This is a genomic window from Simiaoa sunii, assembly GCF_014337175.1.
In the GTDB taxonomy this organism is placed as follows: Bacteria; Bacillota; Clostridia; order Lachnospirales; family Lachnospiraceae; genus Acetatifactor; species Acetatifactor intestinalis.
This window is the reverse complement of sequence record NZ_CP060633.1, coordinates 3,046,726-3,063,352: the sequence shown is the minus strand read 5'-3', so window position 1 is coordinate 3,063,352 and position 16,627 is coordinate 3,046,726. Positions and strand designations below refer to the sequence as shown.

Annotated in this window: 10 protein-coding genes; 8 read left to right on the top strand and 2 right to left on the bottom strand. The window is 42.6% G+C overall.

Annotated elements, in window-relative coordinates; genetic code table 11:
- Nucleotides 1-7: 7 nt before the first annotated feature.
- The 7 genes from H9Q77_RS14140 (at nucleotide 8) to H9Q77_RS14110 (ending at nucleotide 11,823) form a co-directional block, all read left to right on the top strand.
- Nucleotides 8-2,113, top strand: coding sequence for a hypothetical protein (locus H9Q77_RS14140; RefSeq protein WP_249325966.1), 2,106 nt, complete (start codon nucleotides 8-10; stop codon nucleotides 2,111-2,113).
- A 67-nt stretch (nucleotides 2,114-2,180) separates the two neighbouring features.
- Nucleotides 2,181-3,911, top strand: coding sequence for a hypothetical protein (locus tag H9Q77_RS14135; RefSeq protein ID WP_249325965.1), 1,731 nt, complete (start codon nucleotides 2,181-2,183; stop codon nucleotides 3,909-3,911).
- Nucleotides 3,912-4,037: 126 nt separating this feature from the next.
- Nucleotides 4,038-5,708: an ArnT family glycosyltransferase gene (locus tag H9Q77_RS14130; RefSeq protein WP_249325964.1), complete on the top strand. Its 1,671-nt coding sequence runs from the start codon at nucleotides 4,038-4,040 to the stop codon at nucleotides 5,706-5,708.
- Nucleotides 5,709-5,791: 83 nt separating this feature from the next.
- Entirely contained in the window at nucleotides 5,792-6,964 is a 1,173-nt protein-coding gene (locus tag H9Q77_RS14125) for an AAA family ATPase (protein WP_249325963.1), read from the top strand.
- A 1-nt stretch (nucleotide 6,965) separates the two neighbouring features.
- A complete protein-coding gene (locus H9Q77_RS14120; RefSeq protein WP_249325962.1) occupies nucleotides 6,966-7,508 on the top strand; it encodes a DUF4276 family protein in 543 nt (180 codons plus the stop codon).
- Between the two features lie 337 nt (nucleotides 7,509-7,845).
- Nucleotides 7,846-9,168, top strand: a complete 1,323-nt coding sequence (locus H9Q77_RS14115; RefSeq protein WP_249325961.1) for a helix-turn-helix domain-containing protein — start codon at nucleotides 7,846-7,848, stop codon at nucleotides 9,166-9,168.
- Nucleotides 9,169-9,579: 411 nt separating this feature from the next.
- Nucleotides 9,580-11,823, top strand: a complete 2,244-nt coding sequence (locus H9Q77_RS14110) for a radical SAM protein (protein ID WP_249325960.1) — start codon at nucleotides 9,580-9,582, stop codon at nucleotides 11,821-11,823.
- Here the strand turns inward: H9Q77_RS14110 and H9Q77_RS14105 are convergent.
- Nucleotides 11,818-13,404 (bottom strand): pentapeptide repeat-containing protein, encoded by a 1,587-nt coding sequence (locus tag H9Q77_RS14105; protein ID WP_249325959.1) that lies wholly within the window; start codon nucleotides 13,402-13,404, stop codon nucleotides 11,818-11,820. The genes H9Q77_RS14110 and H9Q77_RS14105 overlap by 6 nt on opposite strands.
- Before the next feature lie 43 nt (nucleotides 13,405-13,447).
- Nucleotides 13,448-14,374, bottom strand: coding sequence for a tyrosine-type recombinase/integrase (locus H9Q77_RS14100; RefSeq protein WP_249325958.1), 927 nt, complete (start codon nucleotides 14,372-14,374; stop codon nucleotides 13,448-13,450).
- A 294-nt stretch (nucleotides 14,375-14,668) separates the two neighbouring features.
- Between H9Q77_RS14100 and H9Q77_RS14095 the strand changes: the two genes are divergently transcribed.
- A complete protein-coding gene (locus H9Q77_RS14095; RefSeq protein WP_249325957.1) occupies nucleotides 14,669-16,528 on the top strand; it encodes a polysaccharide biosynthesis protein in 1,860 nt (619 codons plus the stop codon).
- Nucleotides 16,529-16,627 lie beyond the last annotated feature (99 nt).

Below are 16,627 nucleotides of genomic sequence, written 5' to 3'. Positions count from 1 at the left end.
GAGTTTCATGAAAAGAAAATTAGCATTTCTGGGAGCCATTCTCCTGGCGGCATTCATATTTACCTACGAGGGCAATACCTACCGGACCCATGCACTGGACGAGGAAGATCAGGCATGGATCGACGAGGCCGGGGAAGCATTGCAGAAGATCGTGGAAGAACGGGAAATTATGGCACTGGTCTATCTGTGTGATGAGCTGCCGATCCGCTCGGAAGCGGATAACAGCAGTGCAATCGCAGGCACCGCAACCAGCGGACAGATGGTGGAGATCCTGGATGTGGCCGTGGATGAGGACTATCAGGTCTGGGAAAAAGTGTCCGCGGAGATCAGCGGTAAGACCTATGTAGGATACATCCCCAGAGATCATCTGGCATGCTCCGACGAACGTTTTCTGGAATGGGAAGAACTGTATGGCATGAATCCAGGAGCGGAAGTGATGCTGGCAGAGGAAAATGCCACGGGCGTCTATGCGGATATCGAAGAGTTCCCGGAGAGCTACCGCCCGGCATTGCAGGCGTTGAAACAGCAGCATCCCAACTGGACTTTTGTGCGGCAGAATACGGGACTGGATTTCCAGACGGTGGTAAACAATGAATTACAGGGCGGAAAAAGTCTGGTCTATAAGAGCTACGGGGACTATTGCAAGGAAGGACAGCACAGTCCTAACTGGTATTTTGCATCGGAGGATGTACTGAAGTTGTATATGGATCCGAGAAATGCGTTACAGGAAAACGCTATTTTCCAGTTTGAACAGCTGACGTACAATGAAAGCTACCACACAGAGGAAGCTGTTAAAAATTTCCTTGAGGGAACTTTTATGAACAGCAGTCAGAACGCGCCCGGAACGGATATGAAGTTCTATCATATTTTCTGGACCATCGGTGCGGAGGAGAACCGTCAGGTCAGTCCGTTCCATCTGGCAGCCAGAGTGCTGCAGGAACAGGGACAGGGCACATCACCACTGATTTCCGGTATTTATCCCGGCTATGAAGGGTATTATAATTATTTCAATGTGGGGGCCTCCGGAAGCACCAACGAACAGGTGATCATCAATGGATTGAATTATGCCAAAAATAATAACTGGAGGGGAGCCTACTATTCCATTCTGGGAGGAGCGGAAGTAATCTCCGCGAATTACATACGGAAGGGCCAGGATACCTTATATTTACAGAAATTCAACGTATCCCCCACAGCCAGCAACCCGATATATACCCACCAGTATATGCAGAACATCTCAGCGCCCACCACGGAAGCCCTGAGCATCAAAAAACTGTATGAGAGTGCCGGAGCACTGGAGAATACCTTTGTATTCAAGATCCCGGTCTACGAAAATATGCCGGCAAGCCCCTGCCCGATGCCGACTTCGTCTACCAACGTGGTATTGCAGGTGCCGTCGGGATATGATGCTGCCGCGATCTATGTGGACGGTGTCGCCTATACTCCGCAGGTGCGGAATAACCGCCGCATCGTTACCCTTCCGGACGGAAATGCACAGGCAGCAGTGGTCTATCGTTATAATGCCAACGGTGCGCCTATCGGCATGTATGTCTGGACCATGGAATACCGTAACAATGCCTATGTGGCGACGGAACAGCCGGAGCTGACAGATCTGCTGACCTACCACGGATTTTCCATCCGTATCACCGGAAAAGCGGGAATTCGTTTTAAGACCGGTATCAGTACCGACCTCAGAGCCAGATTACTGAACGGCGGTGTAAACGGCTATTCCCTGAAGGAATATGGAACGCTGGTCATGAACAATGCCAACCGTGCCTCCTATCCCATGATCAAGGGTGGTGAAAAAGTCATCAGTGGACTGGCCTATGGCACGAACGCTGACGGTTCCCATCAGGACAGCATTTACGAGACTGTGAGCGGAAGATACCGTTATACTTCCGTGCTGGTGGGACTTCCCTCCAGCCAGTACAAGGTGGAATATGCGTTCCGCGGATACATAATACTGAACAAGGACGGCAGAGACATTACAATCTACGGACCGGTACAGGCCCGAAGCATTTATGCACTGGCGGAAATGGTTCTGAACATGGGAACTTACCAGCCGGGATCCGCCGCAGATACTTTTCTGCGGAAGCTGATTAGCGATGCACAGTAACAGTCTGCCGGCTGTCGGCCATCGGAGAACGATCATAGAATTTGATAAAAACAGACAGGACAAAAAGATGAAAAGAAAAGCAACAAAATTCATGGCACTGGCCATAAGCACGGTACTCGTCATTTCCCTGACGGCCTGCGGAGACGGCAACGGTGGGGAAGTAGAGGATGTGGTGACCCCGGTGGAAGCACAGCCGATGCTGTCCGAACTGGAGCTGGAGATCCTTAATCTGGAAACCAAATATAATAAAGGAGAATTCACCGGAGCAGATTACCTCGCACTGGCAGATGCCTATAGCAGAGCAGGCGATATCCGCAAGCAACGGGATATGCTGGAACAGGATTACCGGCTTTACGAAGATGCGGATGCATTTTCCACATTGCAGGGCCTCAGTGTAAATCTGGAGGAAGAGACGGAAGAGATCCGCAGCCGTGCACAGGAAATGTTAAATGATCTGGAACTGCCGGAATATCTGGACGAAAGCGTGAATCTCATCGACAGCGGCGACTGGTTCTCCACCATGATGCCCAAACTGAAGGAAGGACAGCGCAGCTACTATCTGGAGCGGGATGCACAGCCGCTATTCTATGCGCAGGTGGGATATACCGGCGAGGGACAGCGTTTTTCCAAAGTGTGGTATACCGGAAGTGAGACAAAACGCTTCCTGAGTCAGGAAGGAACCATCATCCGCCTGGTGACCGTGACTTCCACGGTGGCAGGGGCAGAGGATCCGACTTCGACTGCGGGAACCGATACAACAGCTGAGACGGCGGACATTCAGGACACCGCCACCCCTCGGGCTGCCACCCCGGCAGACATGGGTGCCTGGAACGGTACTTTTGAGTCCTGGAGCGTGGACTGCGCTACCGGCAGCATTACCCATGAACAGGGTACCATGCAGAAGGGTGTGCTCACCGGTGACTACACCTGTGACGTACATGCCGGAGAGGGCGGACTGGATGCATTTTCTCTCTGGAACAACCGGGAAGGCATGGAATATATTACTTATACCGGCAGTTTTGATTCCGAGGGAAAGGCGTTGGTAGAACAGCCCTCCGAGGAAATCCGGAAAAAACTGCTGGAAGGAACAGATGATACGGATCTGATTCTCTACGCTTATGATGCGACCGGCGAGAACTGCCTTTGGCAGGGAACCGGTGCGGAGACTTCCGTGGCGGATTATCGATTTGGCGGGGAGCTGATCGGATTGGAGACCCGGCCGGAATATACCTCCTATGAGGTGCCGGAGACTATGGCAACGGATGACGACGGAACAGGAAGCACAGGAGAGACAGGCACTGAAAAACCCCAGATCCGCATCTTTGACGGAGAAATCCAGTGGTTCGACGGAAAATACTGGGTCAGCGCAGGTAATGTGAAAGAGATGGCAAAACAGGATCCTTTTGCAGCATACGAAGAGAACCATGATACGGCAGCACTCGGAGACACAGCGGGAACTACCGGAGGCGATACAACAGACGGAAATGCCGGGCAGAGCATTACCGGAGGCAATACCACCGGAACAGCTGGCGGCAACAAAAATTCCGGAACGATTCAGAAGCCCGCGGCAACCCCGAAGCCTATGACAAAGCCGTCCACCCCAAAACCCGGTACCACCAAACCTTCTGCAACTCCGGCACCCACTGCAACTCCGGTACCGGCAGCAACCCCAGCACCGGCGCAGAGCAATGACAACAGCAGCTCCGGCGGCAGCAGTGACAGTGGAAGCACCGGAGGAGACAGCGGCAGCAGCGGCGGAAGTGACGTGGATATGGAGTGGACACCGGATCTGTTGTAGTCCAGCGCATGCGATAGATCACATTGGACTGTTCAGAGGCAGCCCGGAAAATAGTGGATAAAAAGATACATATTGAAGGGTGCTACACAGAAAAGTGAAACATTTGCAATGAGGAGGATTCATTCATTGAAATATCCATGGAAACAGAAGATATTAGAATCGAAAAAAATAGAGCTGCTGCTGGTGGCATTGCTCCTGTTGGCGGCTATCGTCATCCGGGCATACCATTTCGGAGCGCCGCCCATCGGCGTACATCAGGACGAAGCCATGGCTGCCGTGGATGCCAAGGCACTGGCGGACTACGGTACGGACCGTTACGGAATGCGGTATCCGGTGCATTTTACGGCTTGGCGTACCAGCCAGATGAGCGTATTACTGTCCTACTGCATGATCCCGTTTATTAAGCTCCTGGGATTCTCCACGGTATCCACGAGACTGCCGATGCTGGTGATCAGCTGCCTGGGACTGCTGGCACTGTACCTCTTTGGCAGACAGCTGGCCGGCAAATGGACCGGCATGATCGTGCTGATCCTGGGGACCATCAGCCCCTGGCATTATATGCAGAGCCGGTGGTCCTTTGACTGCAACCTGTTCCCCCATGTGTTCCTGATCGCGGTAGTACTGCTGATCGCCGGACTAAAAAAGAAACCGCTATTGTACCTTTCCATGGTGATGTTCGGACTGTGCTCCTATGCCTACGGAATTGCGGACTATTCGGTACCGCTGTTTTTACTGGTGGTTGCTATTTATCTCCTGCGGCAGCAGGCAGTAAATTGGAAGGAGCTGGCAGCCTGCTTTGTGCTGTACCTGGTGATCGTCCTGCCGGAATTTTTATCCATGCTGCTTACCCTGCTGGGAAAGCCCGGAATCGAGACGCCGCTTTTTACGATCCCGTCGTTCCTCTCCAGTAACCGCGGTGATGATATTCTGTTCGCTAACTTCTCCTGGAAACAGCTGTGGGAGAATATCGTCTGGACCTTTACCACCACCTGGGGCTCCGGGGACAAGAGCGTGACCAACACCATGGTGAGATTCGGCCCGGTGTACTATATCACGGATCTGTTCTTCGTCATCGGACTGGTCAGCATCCTCCGCAGACTCCGGGGAATGGAAAAAACGGAACGTTACCCCTATGTCGCACTGCTGGCGTGGCTCGGCATGGGACTGTGGGTAGGCATTATTACGAAAAATGTGACGGTGAACCGTATCAATATCATATTCTATCCGGTACTGATCATCGGGGGCATCGGTATCGCACGCTGCATCCGGAAGGTACACCTCCTGTCCGTACCCATTGCAGCGGCCTACGGTGTGATGGCACTGATGATGGCACAGATGTATTTTGGCAGCTGGGGAGAACTCAGCCGGACATATTACTACGATCCCTACATACAGGCGTTGAACTACGCACATACCATCGATTGCGATGCCTATTACATCTATCCGGATCCCCAGGGAATCGATGCCGGCGCTACCTTAGGCGAGATCCTGACTATGTACACCCACCAGATCGATGCACATTACTATCAGGGCATCAGCAACGTACAGGACGGCGTGGAACTCCGCCCGTATAAAGAACGCTACCACTATGAAAACGTCACGGCAGAGATCATAGCGGCCAATGAGGCGTCCGGAGAGCGGGTAGTGTATATCGTGGATTCCGGACAGAGAGAACTGTTCGATCCGGAGAAGTATGAGATCACTTCCTTCTATGACCGGTTTCATGTGGTGAAAGATAAATCCCAAAAAAGACTTTCATTGGAATTATACCGGAAATGTGATAAAATCATGGCATAGCATGTATGTGGCATGAAATAACGGTAACAATGCATGAGAGACTTAGAATTTTTAATGACTGGCTATGGGAGGAAAAGCAGAACATGAAGATAGAATCGATAAAAATCCATAACTATAAGGTTTTTAAAGATGTCGAAGTAAAGGACATTTCCAACATGGCTGTATTCCTTGGAAAAAACGGCGTTGGTAAAACTACCTTTTTTGACGTATTCGGCTTTTTACATGATTGCCTGAACAGTAATGTCAGATCAGCATTAGCTAAAAGAGGCGGATTTAAGGAAGTGGTATCAAGGGAACAAAAGGGCAATATAGAATTTACCATTAAGTTCAGAGCTTCTGAGGAGGAACCATTGATTACCTATGAGATATCCATAGGATTGGATGAGCATGCTAGAGCAGTTGTAAAAAAAGAAGTATTGAGATTTAGAAGAGGACAGAAAGGGTCTCCTTGGAAAGTACTGGACTTCTCTTGTGGGGAAGGAATCGCAGCAGAGGGGAAACTCAACTCTTATGAAGATGTAAATCTGGCAAAACGTCGAAAACAAAAACTGGATTCGCCTGACATTCTGGCGATTAAAGGGTTGGGACAGTTCAAAGAGTTTGAAGCTGTGTCCACATTTCGCCGTTTGATTGAGGATTGGTACGTTGCTGATTTTAGAATTGATGCTGCCAGAGAACGTCAGGAAGCAGAATACGGAGAACAGCTTTCGAGAACCGGAGATAATTTATCAGTTGTAACAAAATACTTATATGACAATCATCCGGATATATTTAACAAGATCATAGAGAATATGAAACTCCGGATACCCGGTGTCGAAAAGGTGGAGGCACAGGAAACACAGGACGGTTATATTGTGTTAAGATTTCAGGACGGAAAATTCCAAAATCCTTTTTCAGCAAAATATGTTTCTGACGGCACAATAAAAATGTTCACGTATCTTGTCTTGCTGAATGATCCTTTACAGCATGCACTCTTATGCATAGAAGAACCGGAAAACCAGCTTTACCCGGAATTGTTAGGGGGGCTGGCGGAGGAATTCCGCAATTATGCAAATGCAGGCGGACAGGTGTTTGTGTCTACGCATTCTCCGGATTTTTTAAATGCGGTAGAACTGGAAGAAATTTATTATCTGCAGAAAAAAGATGGATTTACCACAATAAAAAAAGCCTCGGATAATCCGATAGCCAGAAAACTGTGTGAAGCGGGTGATCTGCCCGGAGCATTATGGAAACAGGGGCTATTGGTGGAGGGATAGAATGAAGTTAGTCTTTTTACTGGAAGAAGAATCTATGAAACACTTTTTGGATGGTATATTACCAAAGATATTACCTCCGGATGTTGGTTTCATTACCGTCCCACATGAAGGAAAATCAGATTTACAGAAATCTGTGCCTATTAAACTGCGAGCATGGAAGGAACCGGGAGTGAAATTTGTAATTGTACAGGACCAGGATACCGGTGACTGCCGTGAACTTAAACGCAAGCTTGTAGAATTGTGCGGAGATACAACGCAAGAGGTATTGATTCGTATAGCTTGTCATGAATTGGAGGCATGGTATTTCGGAGATCTGGAGGCGGTATCTAAAGCTTATGGGAAAAACATTACAGTTTTGGCGAAAAAGAAGCAATACAGGGTACCGGATGATATTATTTCACCCAAAAGAGAATTGAAGAAATATCTTCCGGAGCATCAACAAATCAGTGGTGCAAAAAGAATAGCACAGTACATAGATATAAACAGAAATACATCTGAAAGCTTTCAGGCTCTTGTAAGCGGAGTGAGAAAATTGATAAGCTAGATGATACGGTCGTATTGTAGAAAAGACATCGGTGGCAAGATCGATGTCTTTTGCAATATGTGGTATTGTATGCTTACCTGGATAAGTTGTGAAAGATGCGGATACAGCTTGAAATCGTGGATGTTCATGTGCTAAATTATAATTAGGCTTTTGGACAGAACATGCTTCTATTAGATTAGTTCAGAGAAAAGCTGATTAAATCCGGTGGGTAAAACTGGTAAAAACTTGGTAAAAATTTTCGTTGAATGAATTTTAAAAATCTGATTTGGGTATAGAAACCATAAGTTAGTCATGCAATGGTATACTGAATAGGTATCCTCCTGCAGAAGGAGGTCCTATGCCGAAAGAAGAAAGGAAAAAGGGGACACATTTAACTTGGGATGACAGGCATGAAATTCAGAAGGGACTGAAAGAACATCGTACCTTTAAAGAGATTGCATACATTATAGGCTGTTCACCTGATACGGTTTCCAAGGAAATACGCAGGCATCGTTATCATAAGTTGCGAAGCAGGGATGGCATACTTCATGCAAGTCCAAACCGGTGTAAATACCGAAATAGCTGCAGGCGTTGGGATGTGTGTAAAAAGAAGAAGGGACATAAGTGCAGAATTCCATGCCGGGAGTGTATCAGCTGTAATAAGCTGTGCCCTGACTTTGTGGATGCACCATGCCCAATAGAACACAAGGCGCCTTATGTGTGCAATAACTGCCCCAAGTCCTTCAGCTGTCTGTTTGATAAGTACCTGTATAACGCTGATTATGCCCATAAGGAGTACTGTGAAACGCTTAGGAAATCCAGACAGGGAATAGACATGACCAGAGATGAACTGGCAGCATTGGACAGTCTTGTGAGCCCGCTGATCAGGAAAGGACAGCCCCTGGCACATATCCTGGCGCATCATGCAGAAGAGATTCCCTGTGGGGAACGAACGCTTTATAAGTATATCAGTGCCGGCTATCTGACCGCAAGAAATCTGGATATGCGGAGAACGGTAAGATATCGAAAAAGAGTGAGAAGCGTTCCAACTCCAAAAATCAGCTATCGTAAAAAAGAAGGACATCATTATTCAGACTATCTTGATTTTATTGCGAAAAACGAAGGCATACGAGTGGTACAGATGGACACAGTGGAAGGAAATAAAGGCGGGAAATTACTTCATACGCTGTTATGGCCGGAAAACAATCTGATGCTGGCATTTCTGATTAAAACCAAAGAAATGAAGAATACCGTAGCTACTTTTGACTGGTTGGAAGAGACGTTGGGAAGTGAAATGTTTCGGGAACTGTTTCCTGTAATACTGACAGATAATGGATGTGAGTTTGCAGATCCGGAGTTGTTTGAAAAAGGACATGACGGAAAGAAGCGTACCAGAGTGTTTTATTGTGAATCGAGACATTCTGAGCAAAAGGGAGAACTGGAAAAGAATCATGAGTACATAAGATATGTACTGCCAAAGGGAAGTTCGTTTGATGGATTGAACCAGGAGCAGGTGTTACGTATGGTAAATCACATCAATAATACAACAAGGCCTAAACTTCATGGTTCGACACCCATGAAGAAGGCCCTGAAGTCATTTGACAAAAATGCAATGGAAAAGCTTGGACTGGAGATCATCCCACCCGATGAAATCTGTCTGAAGCCTGAACTATTGAAATAAATAAAACAGGCAGGAGGATACAGAAAAGAATAAACAGTTGATGGCAACCAGAAGTTACTCGTGCAAAAGACTTTTGGAGGCTTCCTTTAGTGTACCCTAAAATCCATTCATTTTTAATTATTATAGGTCAGAAAGGGATGAAAAACAACCTGAAAATGGCGAGAAACAGGGCAAAGCAGAAGTTAGTCGTGCAATTCTTTTTCTGAAGCGTGGCAGTAGAAGTTACTAATGCAATCAACTGGTAAAAATTTTTTGAAAAAAGATTGTAAGATTTTGTCGTAAATCGTCATGTAATATATGAAGGAATATATTAGAGAATTAGATGTGTGAGATGAATTTCAAATTTGAAACATATTTCAATGAAGGATAATTCTTAATTATCGATCGTAAACGGTTAAAAGGAGATTGATCATGAGTTATTATGTTTGGGTAGGCCCAAGAGATGTGGATTGCTTTTCTGATACGCTTTTTTCAGAAAAAATATGTTATTATTCTGACTCAAATCCTCAGGAAATTCGTAAAGAGAATATATATGGAGATACATTTAACAAATTTATATCTAATAAAATGACTGAAATTTTATCCATTCACCCGTGTGCTCAGTTTATATTTTATAATCCTAAAATAGCCTATAGCATAAACCATTCTTTGCAACAGCATATATTGTGTCTTAATGATAAAAATTTGCTCGATATGTTAAGTGATAAAATATATACACGGTATTGGCTTAACCGCTATGTTCCTGTTTTGCCATCTACTATCGTGGATTCTCCTAATTTATTGTTAGATGAGCTCGAAACTAACTTTATGGTCTCTGAGCAATATATTGCTCAGAAAAATAAGAGTTCTGGTGGTTTTGGAACTTTTATAATTTCCAAAACAAATCATATGATCGAAGACATAAGAAATAATTATAAGGAGCTTTTTATTGTTTCTCCTTATATAAAAAATGGTTTTTCTGTGAATATAAATGCGGTTATTGGTTCAGAATGCACTATATTTTTTCCGCCTTCAATACAAATTACTGAAGTTAATGCTCAACGGATCTTATTCCATGGAAGCGATTATGTTACGGCTCAGAAACTATCTTCTGAAATACTCAAGAAATTAAATAGTTACACATCTATTATACTAAATCATATTAAAAAAATGGGATATTTAGGTATAATCGGCCTTGATTTTCTTGTGACCGAAACAGAAATTTATTTTCTTGAAATTAATCCAAGATATCAAGCATCAAGTTTTTTGATTAATATAGCTTTAAAGGAATACAATTTTCCTTCTCTTTCACAATTGAACTTGTCTGCTTTTAGTAACATAAAAATATTAAATGAAAGTATTAAAAATATATGTATAAATTATAGCTTTTACAAGTATATATTTACCGAAGGAATGAAACACCCTGACTATGTGCGCAAAAAAGTCAACAAGTATTCAAGTATATATCAAATCATTACTGATGGCTGGACATATAGTACAGCTGCCGAAAATGACGCTTATTGCTATAGCATGATTTTTAAAACAAATATATGTTCTATTAGTCCTGATTTTCAATGCAATGTTTATTCTAATATATCTGGTGAAGAAAATTATTTGCATCGAAATATGAATACGGATATTGGTCTCAAAATTGCACTTTTGAACCAAGGTTGCAATATTTCCGAAGAAGCATCCAATTATTTAAAAACAAAGGGAGTTATTAAGAAAGCAGTTTTTAGTGCAATTGATTTTCGGACAGATAATGGTCTCCCACTAAATGTACCAATTAACTTAAAATTTACGGAACTGTCCCCTTTTAGTATACAAATATGTAACAGTGAATTAAGTCTTTTTTATTATAACAATAATATTTCAAAAATAACTATTGAATTAGAACCTGATTGGTCCGATAAGGTCACAAAAAGTGGAATTCCTTATAATAGAATTGCCTATCTCTCAACAGATAGAATTCGTCTAAAGCATGAATCAATATGCACGTTTAAAAGCCATGGCAAGGGATGCTTTTTTTGCAATTTACCGGCAAAACAATTAAATCTTTCAATGGAAGATTTTGATGAAGTATTGGATTACCTTATGTTCAAACCAACATTTCGGCATATTCTTATAGGTGGTGGTTCGGGTGAACCTATTGCCGAAAGCGAAAACATAATAATTCTTGCCAGAAAAATACGTGAGCGAAACAAAACAATTCCTATATATTTGATGAGCCTTCCACCAGCGAATCCACAAATACTTTATCAGTATAAAGAAGCTGGAATAGACGAGGTCGCATTCAATATAGAAATCTGGGATCGAAATTTGGCTGAAAAACTAATGCCTGGTAAAGGAACAATCCCATTAAAACAATATATTGATACCTTAAAAGTGAGCACTAGTCTTTGGGGAAAAACAGGAAATGTCCGTTCAGCTCTTATTGTAGGTTTAAATTCTCAAAAGACATTATTGGAAGCTATACAATATCTGTGCCAACTGGGTGTCCAGCCAATGCTTTCTGTTTTTAGACCTATGATTGGAACCAAATTGGAAAATACTGTTTCTCCATCCAATCAAACTTTGTTGTCTATTTATAACAAAGCGACAGATATTTGCTCCGATTATAATCTTGAACTAGGGCCGACCTGCAAAGAGTGCAGAAATAATATGCTCGCTTTATGAGTTTGTATAGGTATATTGGATGAAATCTTCATCGATATTAGAAGGAATATTTCCAAAAAGGATGTGTTTAATTTCTGATATTTCCACATCGTTTTCGGATATATTCTTTCTAAGTATTTGCTCTTTCACGGCATTTTTTTCATGATCTTTTCTTAAATTTATTTGTTCTACTTGATCCTGCTTTATTTGATTATCCAATTGGATATTAATCAATTGTTGTCGTTCGTTTTCTATTTCTAAGTGCATTTTTTTAAGTTCCAATTTTTTTTGCTTTTTCATTGTTTGAAGTGATATCCTTTTTTCTTGTAATGTATAATGTGCAACCAAAATGGAATAAAATGCACCAATCGTTGCGATAACGGCTGGCAAAGTGTCTTGGATCAGAACTAAAAAGGCTTCTGCTGAATTATGTCTACAGTTTATTTGATGCTCTCCAGCGGGCGACTTATACAGTTCTATAATTTCCTCCATTGTTGAAAGCAATATTCCCAATTTTGTTTGTTCTTCAGGAAAAATGTTTGTAAAAATATTAACTTCCAACGTAACCACATTTCTATTATTATTGCTAAGTAGGTAACCCTCAATTTCTCTTTTGTATGTTGTAAAATTATACAAAAGCCCCGCATTCATATCAGTAAAAGAAATGTGGGAGTATATATACGAAATAATATCATAGCGTTCGTGATAGCTGAATACACCATATGTATATATTAATTTACACAAATATTTTATTTTTCTAAAATCAATTTCTGCAACGCCTTCCAATATTCCTCGTAGAATAATCTCTTTTGCTTCCTCTTTTTTGTTTAAGTAAAAATATATATTAGCCAAAGGGAAATATTCTCTATTTTCGGTATAATAATTTATAAAATGCGGTATTAATTTTAAATATTCATTAGGCGAAATAAGACCATTTTCGTTGCAATGGGATGTAATATAAATATTATCTTTTGTTTCACTCAAATACGTCAATAAACCAAATGCATAACATATTTGCGAAAAAGGTAAAATAACCTTATCCATCTTAACATCTTCAAACACAGCATAATCAATATTTAAATCTGTAAACTTAACGTTTTCTATGGATACACGGGAAAACAATGTAGCTTCTAAAGTGCAGGAATAAAAAGTAGAATCTACGATTCTTCCATCTATAAATGCAGTATTGTAGAATACCGAATGTTCAAAATAGTTATTTTTGATTATGAATTGGTTAGTAAACAAGCTGTCGTTAAAATTGCTATTAGAGATATGTTTATCGGTTGCATCTCCAAGAAACTTACTTTGAATAAAAGAGCATTCCTGAAAATTGGCATTATTTATGCTACATTTTTCAAATATGCAAGCGTTGAAAACGGATCCTGCAGCAGCTGAATTTTCAAAAATACACTGATCAAAAACCATTCCGCTTGCACGTGTTCTTTTAAGACTTTTCCCGGAGTAATCAGCCCTACTCGTTCCTCCCACCAAAACAGAACCATCTTTTTTAAACTTATTTTTATTTTTGCAATGCTTTCGTAACTCTTCAATTGATTCCTCTAATTTATATGGAGAAATATTATTTGATAGTATATTTTGCATTGTTAATATCTCCTTTTAACCGTTTGCGATCGATAATTAAGAATTATCCTTTATTGACCACCATAAAATTCCTAGGATGTTTATTTACCAGAATATCTTTCTGCTTAGCACTGGACACATGAGTATAGATTTCTGTCGTGCTGATAGAACTGTGTCCAAGCATTTTCTGAATATAGCGGATGTCGACATCCTGTTCTAGCAACAGGGTGGCAAAGGAATGTCGGAATATATGGGGAGTAATATGCTGTTCTATTCCGGCAAGATTGGCATAGCGGTTGATCATAAAACGGACAGATTGGTCCGATAATTTATGCTTTTGCTTATTGACAAAAAAATATCCACAGACAGAAATATCTGTTTTGAATGAATCTTGATACAACATTAAGGCAGAAATAACCTCAGGGTTACCGAGTTGCAGGATGCGTTCTTTGGATCCTTTTCCGTATATCAGCACAGTGTTATTCTCCAGATCGATATCCGACGGACGAAGGGAACATAATTCGGAAATCCGCATTCCTGTAGCGAATAACAACTCAATCACAGCAATATCCCGCAGGCAGCACCTCAACTGATAAGTAGAGGCTGCCTGATTTTTTTGTGCATAGAGTACAGACAAGAACTTTTGAATGGAATGAAAAGGAATAGTTTTGGGCAGGAGCTTGGCTTCACGGAAATGTACGTCCAGTTTGTCGAAAGGGTTCTGTACTAAAAGATCTGCGTACTCCAGATAATGGAAAAATGCTTTCAGACTGGCAATTTTTCGCTTGACAGACTTGGGCTTGTTGTGTTTATGCAATTCTGTAATATACAGATCCAGTGTATTTCTTGATAGAAAATCCATGGAGCTATTACAAAATACAGAATACTGGTTTAAATCGATCCGATATGCTTTCAATGTCTTGAAATTCAGACGTTTTCGATATTCGCAATAGCTGAGATATTCTGCAGTGTATTTGTTTAAAGTATTCATAAGTAAATCTCCTTTTTTCATCAAGTATGAATAGTTGTATCGGGTTTGTCTATTTGATATGTAAATCCGTTGTTTTCTTAAGAATTTATAGCTTTATCAAAAATAAGCCATAAATGGCTTAAATAAAGGATTTGCATTAAAATGTTAAAAAAAGAAGTGTCAAACTCCCGGGCTGCAGTGAGGATTTCTTAATTTTTTGTGGATTCTTATGTGAAAATTGCTTTTTACTTCCCTGCGTGGTACAATAAATTGAATTATGACTATTTTTATATGTGCCGAGAGGGAAGTAAGAAGATGAAGCAGAATTTCTTGAAAATACCCATCAACAGAATCCTTGCACTGATCCTGTTAGATATTATGTCTATTGTTGTGGCATCCTTTGCTGCATTATACATTCGTTTTGATTTCAGTTTTAAGGGAATCCCTCAGGAATACCTGATCAAATTTGAAAATATTATTGCCTACAATATCATACTGACATTACTCTTCTTCGCAGTGTGGAAGCTGTACAAAAGTGTATGGCGTTATGCCAGTGCAACAGAACTGCTGAATATCGTATTTGCTACTACCTGTGCAAGTATAGCACAGATGATCCTGTGTCATATCCTGAACCAGAAGATGCCCCGAAGCTATTTTGTGATTTATTGGTTCTTGCTATTCGGAATGACTACAGTGATCCGATTCAGCTATCGGATCTTACGTCTGATCAATTCCAAGAGATCGGAATTAAAGACGAAAAAGGACGGCAGCAATGTCATGCTTATCGGTGCCGGAGCAGCGGCAAATGCTATCTTAAAGGAAATTGAGACCAGCCGATACTTGAATCTCAATCCCAAATGCATTATCGATGATAATCCCGGTTGTCACGGCAAATTCTTGCGTGGTGTGCCTATCGTCGGTGGCAGAGACAAGATTGCAGACGCCGTAGGGCAGTATAATGTGGATGAGATCATCTTCGCCATTCCCTCTGCCAATACCCATGTGAAAAAAGAGATCCTGGATATCTGTAAAGAGACCGGATGTAAGATGCGTACGCTCCCGGGCATGTATCAGTTACTCAACGGAGATGTCTCCGTGGCAAAATTAAAAGAAGTGGAGATCGAAGACCTCTTAGGAAGAGATCCGATAGAGATCAATACGGAAGAAGTCCTGAACTATGTGAAGGATAAGGTCGTATTAGTCACCGGTGGTGGCGGATCCATCGGAAGCGAGCTGTGCCGGCAGATCGCGGGTCATCAGCCGAAGCAGCTGATCATCGTCGATATCTATGAGAACAACGCCTATGCGATCCAGCAGGAGCTGATCCGTAAGTATCCGACACTGGATCTGGTAGTGTTGATCGCTTCTGTACGCAATACGGAACGCATCGAAGATGTCTTCCGCAGATATCGTCCGAACATCGTCTACCATGCGGCAGCCCATAAGCATGTGCCCCTCATGGAAGTCAGCCCCAATGAGGCGATCAAGAACAACGTCTTCGGTACCTATCGTACCGCACAGGCAGCAGATAAATACGGTGTGGAGAAGTTCGTGCTGATCTCCACAGATAAAGCGGTGAATCCTACAAATGTCATGGGTGCCTCCAAGAGAATGTGCGAGATGGTGATCCAGATGATGAACCGCAAGTCACAGACGAATTTCGTGGCAGTACGTTTCGGCAATGTATTAGGCAGTAACGGCAGTGTTATTCCTCTGTTCAAGAAACAGATCGCGGAAGGCGGCCCTGTCACCGTTACGGATCCTAACATTATCCGTTACTTCATGACCATACCGGAAGCGGTATCTCTGGTACTGCAGGCGGGTGCCTACGCCAGAGGCGGGGAGATCTTCGTTCTGGATATGGGAGAGCCGGTTAAGATCGTAGATCTGGCGACGAACCTGATCAAACTGTCCGGATACAAGCCGGGTGAGGATATCGAGATCAAATTCACCGGATTACGTCCCGGAGAGAAGATGTACGAAGAACTTCTCATGAACGAAGAGGGATTGAAGAAGACTGCCAACAAGATGATCTATATCGGAAAACCGATTGAATTTGATGATGATGTTTTCAAAAAGCAATTGGACAAGATCTATCAGGATGCCTATGCGGAGACGGATCGGATCCGCGAGGATATCAAGGAGATCGTACCGACGTACCAATTTAAAAAATAAACTTTGATAATTAGTGTCTGCTGATTTTGAACCGGAAACGGTTTAATCAGCAGACACTAAATACATTTCTGTGGCGAGAACATTCGAAGCAAAAACAGG